Raw genomic sequence first — 15,617 nt, 5'->3', positions numbered from 1 at the left:
GTCCCGAGACGGTCACGGCAGGCCCCGCGGCTGGCCCGGGATGTCGGTCCAGATCTTCTTCGGGTCGGCGGGCATCTCCTCGCCGTGCTCGCGGCCCCGCTCGGGGAAATCGCGCACCAGCCGCGAGGCGACGTCGAGGTTGAACTTCGCGTCCCAGGCTTCCGGCCGCAGGGTGAGCGCCCGGCGATAGGCCTGGCGGGCGAGACCCACCAGGGGGGCGGCCGGGTCGAGCTCCCCGGCCTCCAGCTTGGCGAAGGCCTGCCGCAGCCGCGCATTGGCGAGGGAGATCTGGGCGCGGCCGCGCAGGTCCGCCGATCCGGTGCGGTCGAGGGCGGCGAGAAGCGGCTCGGCCGCCTCGAACCGCTCCCGGGCGACGAGGAAGCGGATGCGGGCGAGCAGGAGTTCGGGCGGCGCGTCGACGCTCACCGGACGGTCGGTGCCGGCCTCGAGCGCCGCGATGGCCCGGTTGGCGCTCACGTCGCGCCAGGCGAGACCCGCGCACAGGATCGCCCCGGCCGCGCCGACGAGCGGCACCGCCACGAGGAGGCCGGTGCGGACGGGCCCCCGGGCCCGGTGCAGGAGAGCGGCGATGGACGGGGGCCTGGCGAGCAGGGACAGGGGCTTGGCACTCATGCGGCGCGCCGGGTGGGTTGAGACGCGGGATCCTCGGACGGGCGGGCCGACCGTCGGGCCTCGACCTTCCATCCCGCGAGGTCGGTCTCGGCGAGCTTGCCGGCGAGGAGGAGCCCGAGCGCGAAGGCGGCGAGGCCGTAGGCGAGGCCGGCGAGGTCGTGCTGCGGCCGGCGTTCGACATAAGTGATCGGCTTGCGCTCGAGCCGGTCGATCTCGCGGATCGCCTGCTCCACCGCCTCCGGGCTCTCGGCCTCGAAGGCACGGTAGGGCACGCCGAGGCTCTTGAAGAACAGGTCGAGATGGCGCTCCGGCGCGGCCTGCGGCGTGTCCTCGCCCGCCGGCCTGTCGGCGAGGCCGGGCGAGCCGGCCGTGCGCAGGAAGAGCCAGTACAGGGTCGGGTGGATCTTCGCGAATTCCTCGCGCAGGAGCGGTTGCACCCGCCGGTCGATGACCGCGGCGCCGTCGGAGACGAGGAGCAGGACGCGGGAGGCCTGCGGCGCGCCGGGCCCGAACTGCGACAGGGCCAGGCCGAGGCCGCGGGCGACGTTGGTCGCCTCCAGCCCGGGCCGGTCGATGGCGCGGATCGCCGCCCGCACGGCGTCGTGGCGGTCGGTCATCGGCAGCACCGCCATCGGCGAGGTCGAGAAGGCCGAGACCGCCACGAGGTCGTGGGCGCGGCGCCCGACGAAGCCTTCGAGGATACGCCGGGAGGCGGCGGCCTTCGATTCCTCGGCCCCCGAGGGCTGCCGTCCGGCGAAGGTCTCGTTCATGCTGCCGCTGCGATCGATGAGCAGCGAGACCTGAGCCCCCTCCCCCGTCCGCACGACGCTCTCGCCGGCCAGCCGCGGCCCGGCCAGCGCCAGGACCAGGAAGCCGATCCCCGCGACGCCGGCGAGGGTCAGCACGGCATCGACGAGGCGCGACAGCCCGTCCGCCGGCACCATGGCGAGCGCGGGCACCGGCACGCGACGCTGCGCCGTGGCGGCGAGCGGCAGAAGGGCGAGCGGCAGGAGCCACAGCCAGCCCGGCGCCGTCACCCCGAAGCGGCTCAAGAGGCTCACGGCGTACCCCCGTTTCCGGCCGGCGGTCCCGCACGCTCCGCCGCGGCGAGGCGGCGGGCGGTGGCGACGAGGTCCGGGAAGGGCCAGGCGCGCCGCGCCGCCGCGGGGTCGCGGCCGAAGAAGGCGGCGCGGGAGGCCGCGAAGAACCGGCCGAGGGGCTGGGCGAGGGCGCCGTAGGCCGGGTGGCGGCCGAGGAAGTCGGCGAGGTCCTCGCCCATCACCCGCCGCCCGTCGGTGCGGTCGAGGCCGCGATGGAGCGCCAGCAGCGCCGCGCGGTAGGCGGCCTCGTCCTCCGGTCGGGCGGCGAGGCGGCGCACCTGCCGCGCCGCCGCCGCGAAGGCCCGGGCCGGGCGGCGATGGAGCGGCCACCAGGCCCGGTCGCGGGCGAGGAGCGCGAGGCCGGCAAGACCGAGCGCCGCGAAGGCCCAGGCGAGGGCCCGGGCGGGCCCCGGATCCCGGCGCGGCACCGAGCTCTCGGGCCGCAGGTAGTCGACCGGGTCGGCGACCGGCGGCGGCTGGATCTCGCGCAGGGGGGAGACGAGGATCGGCCAGGTCGGCACCTCGGCGGTCGCGCTCGTCGTCGCCCGGGCGGAATCGCTGGCGAAGGTCACGGTGAAGGCCGGGATGTCGAGGCGGCGCACGTCGAGGGCGGCGTAGAAGGTCTGGTAGGCGAGCGACAGGCGCCACAGCCGGTTGCCGTTCGGCAGCAGAGGACCGGCCGCGACAGAGAGGCCGGTCAGGTCGAGCCAGTAGGTCAGCGGCCCGGCCTTCGGCAGCGAGGCCGCCTGCGGCACGAACCCGTCCGCGGCCTCGATCTCGACGGTCGCGCCGAAGCGGTCGCCGAGGAACAGCCCGAACGGCCGCGGGCTGCGCACCGTCACGGTGCCGATCTGGGCGGCGGCAGGCAGAGCCGGGAGCAGGCTCGCCGCGAGGGCCGCCGCCGTCAGGGGGGCACGCAACCTCATGCGGCGGTCCCGAGCAGGTGGCGGGAGAAGTCGTCGCCGTCGAACCGGTCGGCGAGGCGGTAGGGCGGCCGGCCGTACCGCAGGGCGAGGCGGCGCAGGGCCTCGCGCCGGTCCGCCTCGCGGGAGAGCCAGCGCGCCCGCAGGGACGGCCGCATGAGCACCCGGCGGCGCCCGCCGCCCTCCAGATCCTCCAGCTCGATCAGCCCGAAAGCCGGCAGGCCCTCGTCGAAGGCGCCGTCCTCGACCGCGACCGGCACCACGTCGTGGCCCTGGAGCCGCTCGAACAGGGCCGCGAGCACGGGCGCGGGCAGGCGGAAATCCGAGATCGCCACAACGAGCTTGCGCCGGCCGGCGAGGCTCTCCCCCGCCTCCGCCAGCCCGGCGGCGCTCGCGCCCCGGGGCTCGATCGCCGCGAGCGCATCCGCCACCGCCTCGGCGGTGCCGCGGCGGCGCGAGACCGGGACGACCGTCTCGGCCCGCGCCCCGCACGCCATCACCCCGAAGGCGTCCCCGATCCGCGTGGCCGAGCGGGCGAGCGCGGTGCACAGCTCCGTCACCAGCGCCCAGGTCTCGCCCCGGCCCCGGAAGCGCATCGAGGCCGAGGCGTCGACGAGCGCCCAGACCTCCAGGGCCCGGCTTTGCTCGAACCGCCGCACGACCGTGCCCTCGAAGGGATCGCGCAGGGTCGCCCGCAGGTCGATGCGGCGGGCGTCCGGGTGGCGCCAGAACGGCACCTGATCGCGGAAGACCCCAAGCCCGCCGGTGTCGCGGGCGCGGTGCGCGCCGGGGGCCGGCCCGGCGGCGGGGCCGCGCAGGCGGTAGAGGATGTCGATGCTCACGGCGCCGGCACCGTGGCGAGCACGGCGCGGCAGAACTCGGGCACGATCCGCTCGCGGCGCATCTCGTAGACCGGTTCGAGGAAGATCCGGTGCGCCATGGTCTCGTGGAAGACGGCGCGCAGGTCCTCGGGCAGCAGGACGTCGCGGCCCTCCAGCCAGGCCCGCACCCGGGCGGCGCGGATCAGGAAGGCGATGCCGCGCGGGCTCGCTCCGCCCTGGACCAGGGAGTCCATGGCGACGTCCGGCAGGCTGATCCCGGCTTTCGCCGGCTCGCGCACCGCCGACCACAGCCGGACGACGTAGTCCTCGAGGGCGGGACTGGCGTGGATGCCGTGCTGGAGCGCCGCCGCGATGCCCGCGACCGCGCCCTGGTCGATCACGTCCGCGGCGACCTCGGCGACGAGGGTGTCGGTGTCGTGGAAGCGCGGATCGAAGGCGAGGCTGCGGCGCAGGGCCGGATCGGTCGGCGCCTCCATGCCGATCTCCATCAGGAACCGGTCGCGGGCCGCCGCCGGCAACTCGAAGGTTTCCTCGCGCTCGACCCGGTTGCGGTCGGCGAAGACCTGGAGATGGGGGAACCGGTACTCGCGGTCGAAGGCCTGGACGCTGCGCTCGGCCATCAGGCGCAGGAGCAGGGAATGGACCTGCGGCCGCGCCCGGTTGATCTCGTTGAAGAAGAACACCGAGAGATCCTGCGACCGGCGCAGCACCGGCCCGGGCTCGATCCGCGGGCGGCCGTCCTCGGCGAGGTAGGTGTGGTAGATCAAGTCGGCCGGCATCATGTCGACCGTGCCCTCGACGCGCTCGTAGGCGCCGCCGAGGGCCCGGGCGACCGCCCGCAGCAGGGTGGTCTTGCCGACGCCGACATCGCCCTCGAGCAGGACGTGCCCGCGGGCGAAGATCGCGATGGTGACGAGGCGGATCGCCCGCTCCTGGCCCACCACCGCCTTGGCGATCTCCGCCTCGAAGCGCAGGGCGGCCTGGCGCCAGTCGGTCAGGGCCGCGTCGGCCGGCCGGATCTGGTTCATGCGGATCGACAACTCCGGGACGGATGCATCGCAATCGCGGGGGCGCGGCGCGATCGGCGCCACGCGCTATACCCTCGCGCCTTGGCATCGACGCGTCGATGCCAAGGCGTCCGGCGCCTCAGCGCCGACGCCCATTCGGGCTTGCCTTGCGCCTTCGAGCAGATCCGCTCGAAAGCGCCGCGGGATTACTGGGCCGCGATCTTGCTGACGTCGTATTCGAACTTGCCGGTCTTCTTGAAGTTGTCGACCCGCTTCTTGTTGCGCTCCTCCATCGCCTTGATGGAATCGGCCTGCTTGTTCAGCTCTTTGGGATCGTGCTTGGGATCGTACTTCGTCCCCGCGACCTTCTCGGGGAAGCCGGGCTTGGGCTCCCAGCAATTGCCGGGGGCCTTGCACTTGGTGCCGTCGTAGGCGAGCGCCGGCAGGGCCGAGCCGGCGACGAGGGCGATGACGGCGAGGGTCAGGCGCATGGTGTTCCTCCTGTCGAATTATGGTTCGGGGCGTGCGGGTCGGGAGACGGAGCGAAGACCGGCTCCGGCCCCGTCAGCCCGGGTCGTGCGGCGACCCGGGATCGATCGCCGTCAGGACTTGCCGGTCTTGGCGCACATCCCTGGCGGGTTGTCGGGGAAGGTCTCGCCGAGCTTGTAGGGCTTGTAGGCCTTCTTCTGCTCGTCGTTCAGCCACTCGGCGTCGGCCACCGGGCCGCTGTAGAGATGGCGGACCCAGGCGGTGACCTGCAGCATGTCGTCGAGGGTCAGGCTCTCGTTGTGCGGGCCCATCTGGCCGTTGGCACCGCCGAACACCGTCGAGAACAGGCCGGCATCGGTCGTGTTCTGGGGGTAGGTCCAGTAATTGTCGGCGAGGCCGGGGCCGATCTTGCCCTCGCCGATATGGCCGTGGCAGCCCGAGCAGGCGGCCAGGAAGGTCTGCTCGCCCTTCTTCAGGCAGCTCGCATCGGTGATGTAGGGGTTGTGGCCGGTGGCGAGGAACTGCTTCACCCCCGGCGTGTCCTTGCCCTCCGGCAGCACGTCAGAGAAGTCGAGCTTCTCGCCGGTGACGACGTTACGCAGGTCCACGGCGCTGCTCTGGGCCGTGGTGGGCCGCGGCAGGGCGCCGAGGCTGGCGATGACGATGACGAGCCCAAGGCTGGCACCGAGGGCGGTCCTACGCTGGATCATGACGTGACGCTCTGTTGAAGGAAGGGGCCACCTCCGGCGGCCCGCAGGACGAGGGGATGAAGCGGGGAATCAGGACCCGGTCGGCACCGTCGGGACGCCCTCGTCCTTCAGGATCGCGTCGATCGCCGGACGGGCCTTGACGAGGGCCGTGTCGAGGGCGGCGAGCAGCGCGTCGTCGCCGCGGCGCACGCCCATCGACTGGTCGAAGCGCATGGCGACCTTCTGGCCGTCGGCGCGGGTGGCGTCGTCCTTCACCAGGGTCATGCGCAGGGGCACGGTCGAGGCCTTGACGAAGCGGGCGACGTCGGGAGCGAAGGGCACCGCGACGTCGGCCTTGCCGCTCGCGACCTCGCCGACGAGGCGCGCCGGATCGATCTGGGTGTACTGGTTGCGCGGCGAGCGGAAGTTCACCAGCGAGTAGAGGTAGGCCATGTCCTCCTCGTAGCGGCCGATGTTCTTCAGCATCGTCTCGCTCGGCGAGCCGAACGGCACCGCGACGTGGCCGACCTGCTTGAGCCGCGGATCGGACCAGGAGGTCACGTCGGGCCCGTCCTTGGCCCGGGTCACGAAGACGTAGCCGCTGCGGTAATACGGCTTCGTCGTCAGCACCCGCGGGTCGCCGGTATCGAGCCCGGCGACGACGTCGCACAGCTTCTTGTCGAGGAAGTCGCGCACCAGGTAGATCGCGGGCTTCTCCGACCAGACGAACTGGACCTTGCGCCCCATCGCCTCGGCCACCGCCGCGGCGATGCGGTTCTCCAGCCCGGTGCCGTCCTTCAGCGACAGCGGCGGCTGGTTCGCCGCGGCGCAGACCCGCAGCACGCCGTCATCCTGGGGCGCGGCGGCATCGGCCGAGGGCTGGGTTTGGGGCTGGGCTTGGGGCTGGGCTTGGGCCGGCGCGCTCTGCGCGGGCTTTGCCTGGGCCAGGGCCGCGGTGGCGAAGGCCGGAGCGGTGAAGGCGGCGAGCGCCGTCAGGCCCGCCAGGCGCAGGCGGGATCGTCCGAACGATCTCAACATGAACGGATCCGTCGTCATCGAGGGGCAGCGGGCTGCCCCTCCCCGCATGGGGAGGGGCACCCCGTCCCGCTGGGCGGGACGGGGCGGGAGGGTCGGCGGATCAGTTCGCCGAGTACTCGCCGACGTTCGGATCGTCGTACGGGCCCTTGCCGTCGAGGGAGAACACCGTCACGCCGCCGCCCATCTGGGTGTAGTTCGCGAGCTTCTTGAACGCGCCCACCGCGCCGAGGCCGGCGGTCGGGTCCTGCAGGTCGAAGACCAGGCCGACGCCCGGCCAGCCGCCGACGCCGTAGTAGATGGCGACGTATTGCGTGCCCTTGTGGGTGTAGGTGATCGGGTAGCCGATCGCGCCGGACGGCAGCTTCGACTTCCAGAGCAGCTCACCCGTGTCGGAGTTGCGCGCCTTGATGTAGCCGTCGAGCGTTCCGTAGAACACCAGGTTGCCGGCCGTCGCCATGGTACCGCCCCAGACCGCGAAGCGCTCCATCTTCTCCCATTTGAACTTGCCCGTGATGGCGTCGTAGGCCTTGATCTGGCCCAGCCCCTCGGCGTTCTGACGGTCGCCCTTCGGTCCCGGATACATGTTCAGCGTCGCACCGACGAAGAACTGGCCGGCCCGGTAGGGCAGCATGAAGGGCTCCCAATCCATGCAGATATGGTTGATGCCCATGTAGAAGAGCTTGCGGTTCGGATCGTACGAATCGTGGCCCTGGTTGTGGTAGCCCATCGCCGAGGGACAGATGTCCTTGGAAAGGTGGTCCATCCGGGTGCCGTATTCGGGATCGCGCACCGGCAGGCCCGACTTGAGATCGACCGTCTTGAACACGTTGACCGTGTCGTCGATCTTGCTCGCCGTGACCAGCGAACCGTCGGTGCGGTCGAGGGTGTAGACGATGCCGTTGCGATCCGGGTGCGTGAGGAGCTTCCTCATCTTCCCCTCGCTGTCCTTCTGGTTGGACAGCATCATCACGTTGACGCCGGCATAGTCCCACTCGTCGTGCGGGGTCTTCTGGTAGCCGAAATGCGCCTCGCCCGTATCGACGTCGCGACCGAAGATGGTCATCGTCCATTTGTTGTCGCCGGGACGCATGGTCTCGTTCCACGGCGCCGGGTTGCCGGTGCCGAAGTAGATCATGTTGGTGCCCGGATCGTAGGCGTACCAGCCCCAGTTGGTGCCGCCGCCGATCTTCCAGGAATCACCCTCCCAGGTCTGCGTGCCGAGGCCGAACTGGCCGTATTGCGGGTTCTTGATGTTGAAGTCGGGCGCGAGCAGCAGGTCCTTGTCCGGCCCGGTGGCATAGGCGCGCCACTTCTGCTCGCCGGTCTTGACGTCGTAGGCGGTGAGATAGCCGCGCACGCCGAGCTCGGCGCCCGACGAGCCGATGATCACCTTGTCCTTCACCACGTAGGGGGCGATGGTCAGGGTCGAGCCCATCTTGATGTCGGAATTCTCGATCTTCCAGACCGTCTCGCCGGTCTCGGCGTTGAGCGCCGCGACATGGCCGTCGAGCAGGGTCTTCAGGATCAGGGCCGGGGTCTTGCCATCACCCGGCCAGTAGGCGAGGCCGCGGTTGACGAGATCGCAGCAGGCCACCGAGCGCGCGGCCGGGTTCTGCTTCGGCTTGTCCTGCCAGATGATCTTGCCCGGATCGTCGAGCCCGAGGGCGAAGGTGTTGTTCGGGAACGAGGTGTGAACGTACATCTTGCCGTTCACGACCAGCGGGGCACCCTCGTGGCCGTTGAGCAGACCAGTCGAGAACTGCCAGGACACCTTGAGGTTCTTGACGTTCTTGTCGTTGATCTGGGTCAGGCCGCTGTAGTTGTCCGAATCGTAGTTCTTGCCCGGCATCAGCCAGTTATCGTCGCTCTTCGACATCTCCAAGAGCTTGTCGTTGGCGAGCGCGGCAGACGGCAGCGCGAGCGGCGCCAGCGCCATCAGGGCTGCCACGGAAACGGAGTTCACAAACTTGCCCATGTTCAGCGTCTCCATTCGGCGTTTCACGTTCACGCGGCCGGCAGCCGCAAAGCGAAGCGTGTTCGCATGATGAGAAATGTCGGACCCGAGAGAGAATGGCCGAGCCTTGACGGCGCAGTCATAGTTTTCTCTCATCGATCACCCTTATAAATAACTTATTACATTTGCTCACCGAAGCCACTTTAGCATCGTGCCATTCTGATGTCTTCCGCTGAGTCGATCTATAGATCGGGAACAAGCGGCAATTCGTATAGCCTATTATCTCGCTTGTGAGATCGTCTTTCGCGCAGGGTCCGCGGCGGGCGGGCGTCTTAGCGTCTTCACAAGCGATTGGAATCGCGACGGGTCTGGGCGCGGAAGCGATGGTTTTGCATTGCCGCAAGGTCAGTGCTGCATCGCAGCAATGGCGCCTCGCGGGCCGTGTCCGGCCCAGCAAACTTGTAGCCTATTGACACCAATGGTCTTTCTTGGCACCGCATCGCCCCTGCGCGCATGCGCGGGCCGGCCCCGCGGGCGCTCTGCGACGGAGCGCCGGTGTCTCGGGTCAAGGCGGCATGGCGAAGATCGTCGCTCTCCACTACTTCGCCGTCGTCACCCGATGCAGCTCCCTGCGCGACGCGGCGAGCCAGCTCGACATCCATCCCAACGTGCTGGCGCGGCACATCTCCCAGCTCGAATACTACATGGACGCGCCGCTCCTCGAGCGCGGGCCGCTCGGCATCCGGCTGACGGCTGCCGGCGAGTTGCTGGCGGCCAAGCTCGACCGCACCATCAATGAGCTCGACCACGTCGTGCGGCTCATCGACGACCTGAAGGGCCTGCGCGGCGGGCTCGTCGGCGTCCACGCGGCCGAGGGCGTCGCCTCGGCGATCCTGGTGCCGGTGCTCTCCGCCTTCGCAGGCCGCCACCCCCATGTCCGCGCGCGGCTGCGCACCGGAACCGCCAAGGACGCGGTGCGGGCGATCGAGGACGCCTCCTGCGACATCGCCCTCACCTTCTTCGCTCCGCCCTCCGACGCGGTCACGGTGGCCCAGCGGATCTGGCTGCCGCAATTCATCATCGCACCGCCGGACCATCCGGTGACGCGGCCGGGCGGGGCCTCCCTCACGGCGCTCGCCGGCTACCGCTGGGTCCTGCCGGGCCCGGATTTCGGACTCCGCACCTTCCTCGACAGGGCGGCGGCCGAGGCGGGATGCCGGATCGTGCCGACCTTCGAGGCTTCGTCCCTCGATCTCCAGCGCACCCTCGTGGCCCAGGCCGGCGCACTGGCGGTTCTGCCGCGCGCCGCGGTCGCCGACGAGCTCGCCACCGGCACCATGACGGCGGTCCCCTTCCCCGAGACGATGCCGGTCGAGACCTCCCTCGACCTCTGCGTCCCGGCCGATCGCCAGCCGAGCTTCGCCGCCGAGCGGCTGCGCCGCGACCTCGAGACCGCCCTGAAGCGCCTGCGCACCTGACTGCACCGCAGTTCGTGACCGAGCGGCAGGGGTGACACGAAAAACGGTGCACCCGTCGCACGCTTTCGTCGTAGTCAGCCCGCCCGGCCTCCCGCATCCTGCCTCGATCCGCAGCGGCAAGGTCGCGCGACTATTTCAATGGTCGTGCCGCTGCTTTCCTAGACTTGTCCGGCGCGCAGAATAACGGCGCCATCGATCAGCGTCGCAGGCTGCATGCGAGCTGGTCTGTCGATTGCATGGATGGTGCCGCGTCGGGCGGTACCCGACGGCGTGTTTCGCCGCCGCACCGGCGGCTCGTTTGCGAGGGGAGACAGCTTGATGGCGTTTCGTCGGTCCGTTCTCGGCTTGGTTGCCGCATCCGCGGCCCTGCTCGCGCCTGTCGGCGCGCCGGCGCAGACGCTCAAGGCGGTGATGCATTCGGACGTCAAGATCGTCGATCCGATCTGGACCACCGCCTACATCGTCCGCAACCACGGCTACATGATCTACGATACGCTGTTCGCCCTCGACGCGAAGGGCGAGGTCAAGCCGCAGATGGTCGATACCTACACGGTGTCGCCCGACACCCTGACCTACACGTTCACCTTGCGCGACGGCCTGCTCTGGCACGACGGCAAGCCGGTGACGGCGGAGGATTGCGTCGCCTCGATCAAGCGCTGGGCGGCCCGCGACTCGCTCGGCCAGAAGCTGATGACCTTCGTCGAGGGCATGAGCGCCGACGACGCGAAGCGCTTCACCGTCAAGCTCAAGTCGCCGACCGGGCTGCTGCTGTTCGGCCTCGCCAAGCCGTCCTCGAACGTGCCGTTCATGATGCCGAAGCGGGTCGCCGAGACCGACCCGAACCAGCAGATCTCGGACTTCACCGGCTCCGGCCCCTTCGTGATGAAGACCGACGAGTGGAAGCCGGGCGACAGAATCGTCTACACCAAGTTCAAGGACTACAAGCCGCGGCCCGAGCCGGCCTCGGGCCTTGCCGGCGGCAAGGTGGTCAAGCTCGACCGGGTCGAGTGGCTGGCGATCTCGGACCAGCAGCAGGCGGTCAACGCCCTGCTCGCCGGCGAGATCGACCTGATCGAGCAGCCGGCCTACGACCTGATCCCGCTGCTCAAGGGCGACGACGGCGTCAAGCTCGTCGACTACAATCCGCTGGGCTTTCAATACGCGATGCGGCCCAACCACCTGATCAAGCCCTTCGACAACCCGAAGGTGCGTCAGGCCATGACCTATGCCCTCAACCAGACCGACTTCCTCCAGGCGGTGGTGGGCGACCCCGATTACTACAAGCCATGCAAGGCGCTGTTCGTCTGCGGCTCGCCGCTCGCCACCGACAAGGGGATGGACGGGCTGCTCGAATCGAATTTTGCCAAGTCGAAGCAGCTGCTGAAGGAGGCCGGTTACGACGGCACGCCGATCGTCCTCCTGCAATCGACCGATCTCCAGACCCTGACCAATCTCGGGCCGGTGGCCAAGCAGCTCCTCGAGAAGGGCGGCTTCAAGGTCGATATGCAGTCGTCCGATTGGCAGACCGTGGTGTCGCGCCGGGCACGCAAGGATCCGGTCGACAAGGGCGGCTGGAACCTGATGAACACCTCCTGGGTCTCGGCCGACATCCTGAACCCGGTGATGTCGAGCTTCATGAACATGAGCTGCGACAAGGCCCCGTTCGGCTGGCCCTGCGATGCCGAGATGGAGAAACTGCGCGACGACTTCGCCCGCGAGGTCGATCCGGGCAAGCAGAAGGCGATCGCCGAGGCCGTTCAAGTCCGCTGGCGCGAGGTGGTGCCCTACATCCCGCTCGGCCAGTTCTACATCCCGATCGCCGCGCGCAAGAACATCACCGGCATCCTGACCGCCGCCGCACCGGTGTTCTGGAACGTCGAGAAGAAGAAGTAGGGCGATGGCCGGCTACGTCCTGCGGCGATTGCTCGCCGCCATCCCGGTCCTGGCGATCGTCGCGGTGCTGGTCTTCCTGATGCTGCGGCTCACCCCCGGCGACCCGGCGGCGGTGATCGCCGGGGACAACGCGTCGAGCGAGCAGATCGCGCTGGTGCGCCGGACGCTCGGCCTCGACCAGTCGCTGCCGGCGCAGTTCGCGATCTGGGCCGGCAACCTGCTGCACGGCAATCTCGGCGAGTCGTTCTTCTTCAAGAAGAGCATCGGCGAATTGATCCTCGGGCGGATCGAGCCGACCCTGTCGCTCGCCGCCGCCACGATGCTGATCGCGGTCTGCGTCGCGATTCCCCTCGGGGTGGTGGCGGCCTACCGGCACGGCTCCTGGCTCGACCGGATCGTGATGGGCGTGTCGGTGCTGGGCTTCTCGGTGCCGGTCTTCGTGATCGGCTACCTGTTGATCTACGTCTTCTCGATCACCCTCGGCTGGTTCCCGGTGCAGGGGTACCAGCCCCTCGCGGACGGGCTCGGCGGCTACCTGCACCGGCTGGTCCTGCCGGCGACGACCCTGTCGGTGGTCTACATCGCGCTCATCGCCCGCATGACCCGGGCGAGCGTGCTGGAAGTCTTGAACGAGGATTACATCCGCACTGCCCGGGCCAAGGGCCAGGTCGAGCGCAAGATCCTCTTCCGTCACGCGCTCAAGAACGCCGCGGTGCCGATCGTCACGGTCGTCGGCATCGGCATCGCGCTCCTCATCGGCGGCGTGGTGGTGACCGAGAGCGTGTTCGCGATTCCCGGCCTCGGCCGCCTCACGGTCGATGCGGTGCTGGCCCGGGACTACCCGACGATCCAGGCGCTGATCCTGATGTTCTCGGGCGTCTACGTCCTCATCAACCTCCTGATCGACCTGACCTACAGCCTGTTCGACCCGAGGATCCGTCATTGAGTGCCGAGCCGACCCTGCTGGCGCCCGCCGCGGCCGCACCCCTGCCGCCCGGCCGCACCCTCGCCGCCCGCCTCGTCCGCAACCCGGTCGTCGCGATCGGTGCCGGCTTCCTGCTCCTGATGGCGCTGATCGGGACCTTCGCGCCGTTCCTCGGCACCCTCGACCCGACCGCGATCAACCCGGCCACCCGCAACCGGCCGCCGGGCTTCGAGCGCACGATCCGGGCCGAGGACGGCACGGCCACGACCTACCGCCACCGGCTCGGGACCGACACCCTGGGCCGCGACGTCTACAGCCGGGTGCTCTACGGCGCCCGGGTCTCGCTCCTGATCGCCGTCTCGGTGGCGACCCTGTCGCTGGCGATCGGCCTGCTGCTCGGGCTGGTGGCGGGATATATCCGCCCCCTCGACGGGCCGATCATGCGGCTGATGGACGGGCTGATGGCGATCCCCGGCATCCTGCTCGCCATCGCGGTCGTGTCGCTCTTCCGGGCCGGCCTTCCGGCGGTCATCGCCGCGATCGTGGTGCCGGAGATCCCCCGGGTGGTGCGGCTGGTGCGCTCGATCGTGCTCTCGGTGCGGGAAGAACCCTATGTCGAGGCCGCGATCATGGCCGGCACCCGCCTGCCGCTGCTGATGGCGCGCCACATCCTGCCCAACACGATCGCGCCCCTGATCGTGCAGGGCACCTTCATCGCCGCCTCGGCGATCCTGGTCGAGGCGGTGCTCTCGTTCCTCGGCATCGGCATCCCGCCGGAGACGCCGAGCTGGGGCAACATCATGGCGGAGGGCCGCAACCTGTTCCGGGTCTACCCCCACACCATCCTGTATCCGGGCATCGTCCTCGGCCTCACGGTGCTGGCCGTGAACATGCTGGGCGACGGCCTGCGCGACACCCTCGACCCGAAGATGACAGGCCGATGAGCGCACCGATGACGTCCGTGCCCTCCCCCGTCCTGCGAGAAGCCGCTCCGCAAGGACCCGTCCTCGAGGTCGAGAACCTCGCCATCGCGCTGCCGGGCGGCGGCGACCGGCTCCGCGCCGTCGACGGGGTCTCGTTCACGGTCGCCCGCGGCGAGATCGTCTGCGTCGTCGGCGAATCCGGCTCGGGCAAGTCGGTCACCGCCTTCTCGGTGATGGGCCTGCTCGCGAAGGTGCTCAAGCCCGTGGCGGGCGCCATCCGGCTCATCGGCGAGGACGTGCTGACGGCAAGCCCCCAGCGCCTGCGGGCCCTGCGCGGCGACCGGATGGCGATGATCTTCCAGGAGCCGATGACGGCCTTGAACCCGGTCCTCACCGTCGGCGACCAGATCGAGGAGGTGTTGCGCATCCACACCGACCTCGGGCCGAAGGAGCGCTGGGCCAAGGTGCTGGCGATGCTGGACGCGATGCACCTGCCCGATCCGGAGCGGATGCACGCCTCCTATCCCCACCAGCTCTCCGGCGGCCAGCGCCAGCGGGTGATGATCGCCGCGGCCCTGATCCTCGATCCGGCGCTGCTCATCGCCGACGAGCCGACGACGGCGCTCGACGTCACCACCCAGGCCCAGATCCTCAAGCTGATCCGCGAGATGCAGGAGCGCCGCGGCACCGGCGTGCTGTTCATCACCCACGATTTCGGCGTGGTGGCGGAGATCGCCGACCGGGTGGTGGTGATGCAGCGCGGCCGCGTCGTCGAGCAGGGTCCGGCCGCGCAGGTGCTGGAGCGGCCCCAGCACCCCTACACCCGGATGCTGATCGGGGCGGTGCCGACGATGACGCCCGCCCGGCGCCCGCCGGTCACCGGCACGCTGGCGCTGGAGACCGCGGCCCTCGCCAAGACCTACCGCAGCGGCGGCCTGTTCAAGAAGACCCGCGAGGTCCACGCCGCCGCCGACGTGGCCCTCCGGATTCATCGCGGCGAGACGGTCGGCATCGTCGGCGAATCGGGCTCGGGCAAGTCCACGGTGGCGCGCTGCATCGCCCGGCTGATCGCCCCGAGCGGCGGCCAGATCATGGTCGGCGACCGGGACATCGCCCGGCTGACCGAGCGCCGGCTGCGGCCGTTGCGCCAAAAAATCCAGGTGGTGTTCCAGGACCCGTTCCGGTCGCTCAACCCGCGCCGCACCGTCGGCGCCTCGATCATCGAGGGGCCGGTGAATTTCGGGGCGAGCCCGGAGGCCGCAACCGCGAAGGCCCGGGAGCTGATGAGCCTCGTCGGGCTCGATCCGGCGGCGCTCGCCCGCTACCCGCACCAGTTCTCCGGCGGTCAGCGCCAGCGCATCGCGCTCGCCCGGGCGCTCGCCATGGAGCCCGAGATTCTCATCGCCGACGAGGCGGTCTCGGCCCTCGACGTCTCGGTGCAGCGCCAGGTGCTGGCCCTCCTCGACGACGTGCAGCGCCGCTTCGACCTCGCGATCCTGTTCATCACCCACGACCTGCGGGTGGCGGCCCAGATCTGCGACCGGCTGATCGTGATGCAGCGCGGCCGCATCGTCGAGGAAGGCCCGACCGCGGAGGTCTTCGCCCGGCCCTCGGCGGCCTATACCCGGGCGCTGATCGCGGCGGCGCCGGGGCGGGAGTTCGGGCGGGGGGACGCGCCTCTTCAGGAAGCGGCGTCCGCCTGATGCAGACGAACAAGGATGAA

14 protein-coding genes are annotated in these 15,617 nt (G+C 70.1%); 5 read left to right on the top strand and 9 right to left on the bottom strand.

The annotated features are described in order from the left end of the window. Positions 1 to 12: 12 nt before the first annotated feature. From miv_RS03440 to miv_RS03400, 9 genes are all read right to left on the bottom strand, one after another. The gene (locus tag miv_RS03440) at positions 13 to 633 is read right to left on the bottom strand and encodes an MxaK protein (RefSeq protein ID WP_244748846.1); all 621 of its coding nucleotides are present in this window, start codon (positions 631 to 633) and stop codon (positions 13 to 15) included. Beyond that, positions 630 to 1,694 (bottom strand): vWA domain-containing protein, encoded by a 1,065-nt coding sequence (locus miv_RS03435; protein WP_244748845.1) that lies wholly within the window; start codon positions 1,692 to 1,694, stop codon positions 630 to 632. The genes miv_RS03440 and miv_RS03435 overlap by 4 nt, the downstream gene beginning before the upstream one ends. Beyond that, positions 1,691 to 2,659 (bottom strand): nonribosomal peptide synthetase MxaA, encoded by a 969-nt coding sequence (locus miv_RS03430; RefSeq protein ID WP_207181431.1) that lies wholly within the window; start codon positions 2,657 to 2,659, stop codon positions 1,691 to 1,693. Before miv_RS03430 ends, miv_RS03435 begins: the two co-directional genes overlap by 4 nt. After that, positions 2,656 to 3,498, bottom strand: coding sequence for a DUF58 domain-containing protein (locus miv_RS03425; RefSeq protein WP_207181429.1), 843 nt, complete (start codon positions 3,496 to 3,498; stop codon positions 2,656 to 2,658). The genes miv_RS03430 and miv_RS03425 overlap by 4 nt, the downstream gene beginning before the upstream one ends. After that, the gene (locus miv_RS03420) at positions 3,495 to 4,526 is read right to left on the bottom strand and encodes an AAA family ATPase (RefSeq protein WP_058619588.1); all 1,032 of its coding nucleotides are present in this window, start codon (positions 4,524 to 4,526) and stop codon (positions 3,495 to 3,497) included. The genes miv_RS03425 and miv_RS03420 overlap by 4 nt, the downstream gene beginning before the upstream one ends. Positions 4,527 to 4,711: 185 nt before the next feature. Continuing rightward, on the bottom strand, positions 4,712 to 4,996 hold the full coding sequence (locus miv_RS03415; RefSeq protein ID WP_048431240.1) for a methanol dehydrogenase [cytochrome c] subunit: 285 nt from the start codon (positions 4,994 to 4,996) through the stop codon (positions 4,712 to 4,714). Positions 4,997 to 5,107: 111 nt separating this feature from the next. Continuing rightward, on the bottom strand, positions 5,108 to 5,704 hold the full coding sequence (gene moxG, locus miv_RS03410; RefSeq protein ID WP_048431241.1) for a cytochrome c(L), periplasmic: 597 nt from the start codon (positions 5,702 to 5,704) through the stop codon (positions 5,108 to 5,110). Positions 5,705 to 5,773: 69 nt separating this feature from the next. After that, positions 5,774 to 6,721: a methanol oxidation system protein MoxJ gene (gene moxJ, locus miv_RS03405; protein ID WP_207181427.1), complete on the bottom strand. Its 948-nt coding sequence runs from the start codon at positions 6,719 to 6,721 to the stop codon at positions 5,774 to 5,776. A gap of 100 nt (positions 6,722 to 6,821) precedes the next feature. Then, positions 6,822 to 8,696: a methanol/ethanol family PQQ-dependent dehydrogenase gene (locus tag miv_RS03400; protein WP_048426430.1), complete on the bottom strand. Its 1,875-nt coding sequence runs from the start codon at positions 8,694 to 8,696 to the stop codon at positions 6,822 to 6,824. A 554-nt stretch (positions 8,697 to 9,250) separates the two neighbouring features. Here miv_RS03400 and miv_RS03395 point away from each other — a divergent pair. From miv_RS03395 to miv_RS03375, 5 genes are all read left to right on the top strand, one after another. Then, the gene (locus miv_RS03395) at positions 9,251 to 10,153 is read left to right on the top strand and encodes a LysR substrate-binding domain-containing protein (protein ID WP_048426427.1); all 903 of its coding nucleotides are present in this window, start codon (positions 9,251 to 9,253) and stop codon (positions 10,151 to 10,153) included. 318 nt (positions 10,154 to 10,471) lie between these two features. Continuing rightward, positions 10,472 to 12,046 carry an ABC transporter substrate-binding protein gene (locus miv_RS03390; protein ID WP_048426428.1) on the top strand — a complete coding sequence of 525 codons (1,575 nt, stop codon included), beginning with the start codon at positions 10,472 to 10,474 and terminating at the stop codon, positions 12,044 to 12,046. 4 nt (positions 12,047 to 12,050) lie between these two features. Then, entirely contained in the window at positions 12,051 to 12,992 is a 942-nt protein-coding gene (locus miv_RS03385; protein ID WP_048426429.1) for an ABC transporter permease, read from the top strand. After that, entirely contained in the window at positions 12,989 to 13,915 is a 927-nt protein-coding gene (locus miv_RS03380; RefSeq protein ID WP_244748844.1) for an ABC transporter permease, read from the top strand. Before miv_RS03385 ends, miv_RS03380 begins: the two co-directional genes overlap by 4 nt. An 8-nt stretch (positions 13,916 to 13,923) precedes the next feature. Beyond that, a complete protein-coding gene (locus tag miv_RS03375) occupies positions 13,924 to 15,597 on the top strand; it encodes an ABC transporter ATP-binding protein (protein WP_207181425.1) in 1,674 nt (557 codons plus the stop codon). The last annotated feature ends 20 nt before the right edge of the window (positions 15,598 to 15,617 follow it).

The organism is Methylobacterium indicum (genome assembly GCF_017347565.1).
Lineage (GTDB): Bacteria > Pseudomonadota > Alphaproteobacteria > Rhizobiales > Beijerinckiaceae > Methylobacterium > Methylobacterium indicum.
Note: the sequence above shows the minus strand (reverse complement) of the source record. Positions and strands in the feature narration are given on the sequence as shown.

Bases quoted from the DNA above. Each gene is read 5' to 3' on its own strand.
- miv_RS03440 (WP_244748846.1), bottom strand. From the start codon at position 633: ATGAGTGCCAAGCCCCTGTCCCTGCTCGCCAGGCCCCCGTCCATCGCC.
- miv_RS03430 (WP_207181431.1), bottom strand. From the start codon at position 2,659: ATGAGGTTGCGTGCCCCCCTGACGGCGGCGGCCCTCGCGGCGAGCCTG.
- miv_RS03420 (WP_058619588.1), bottom strand. From the start codon at position 4,526: ATGAACCAGATCCGGCCGGCCGACGCGGCCCTGACCGACTGGCGCCAG.
- miv_RS03415 (WP_048431240.1), bottom strand. From the start codon at position 4,996: ATGCGCCTGACCCTCGCCGTCATCGCCCTCGTCGCCGGCTCGGCCCTG.
- moxG (WP_048431241.1), bottom strand. From the start codon at position 5,704: ATGATCCAGCGTAGGACCGCCCTCGGTGCCAGCCTTGGGCTCGTCATC.
- moxJ (WP_207181427.1), bottom strand. From the start codon at position 6,721: ATGTTGAGATCGTTCGGACGATCCCGCCTGCGCCTGGCGGGCCTGACG.
- miv_RS03400 (WP_048426430.1), bottom strand. From the start codon at position 8,696: ATGGGCAAGTTTGTGAACTCCGTTTCCGTGGCAGCCCTGATGGCGCTG.
- miv_RS03395 (WP_048426427.1), top strand. From the start codon at position 9,251: ATGGCGAAGATCGTCGCTCTCCACTACTTCGCCGTCGTCACCCGATGC.
- miv_RS03390 (WP_048426428.1), top strand. From the start codon at position 10,472: ATGGCGTTTCGTCGGTCCGTTCTCGGCTTGGTTGCCGCATCCGCGGCC.
- miv_RS03385 (WP_048426429.1), top strand. From the start codon at position 12,051: ATGGCCGGCTACGTCCTGCGGCGATTGCTCGCCGCCATCCCGGTCCTG.
- miv_RS03375 (WP_207181425.1), top strand. From the start codon at position 13,924: ATGACGTCCGTGCCCTCCCCCGTCCTGCGAGAAGCCGCTCCGCAAGGA.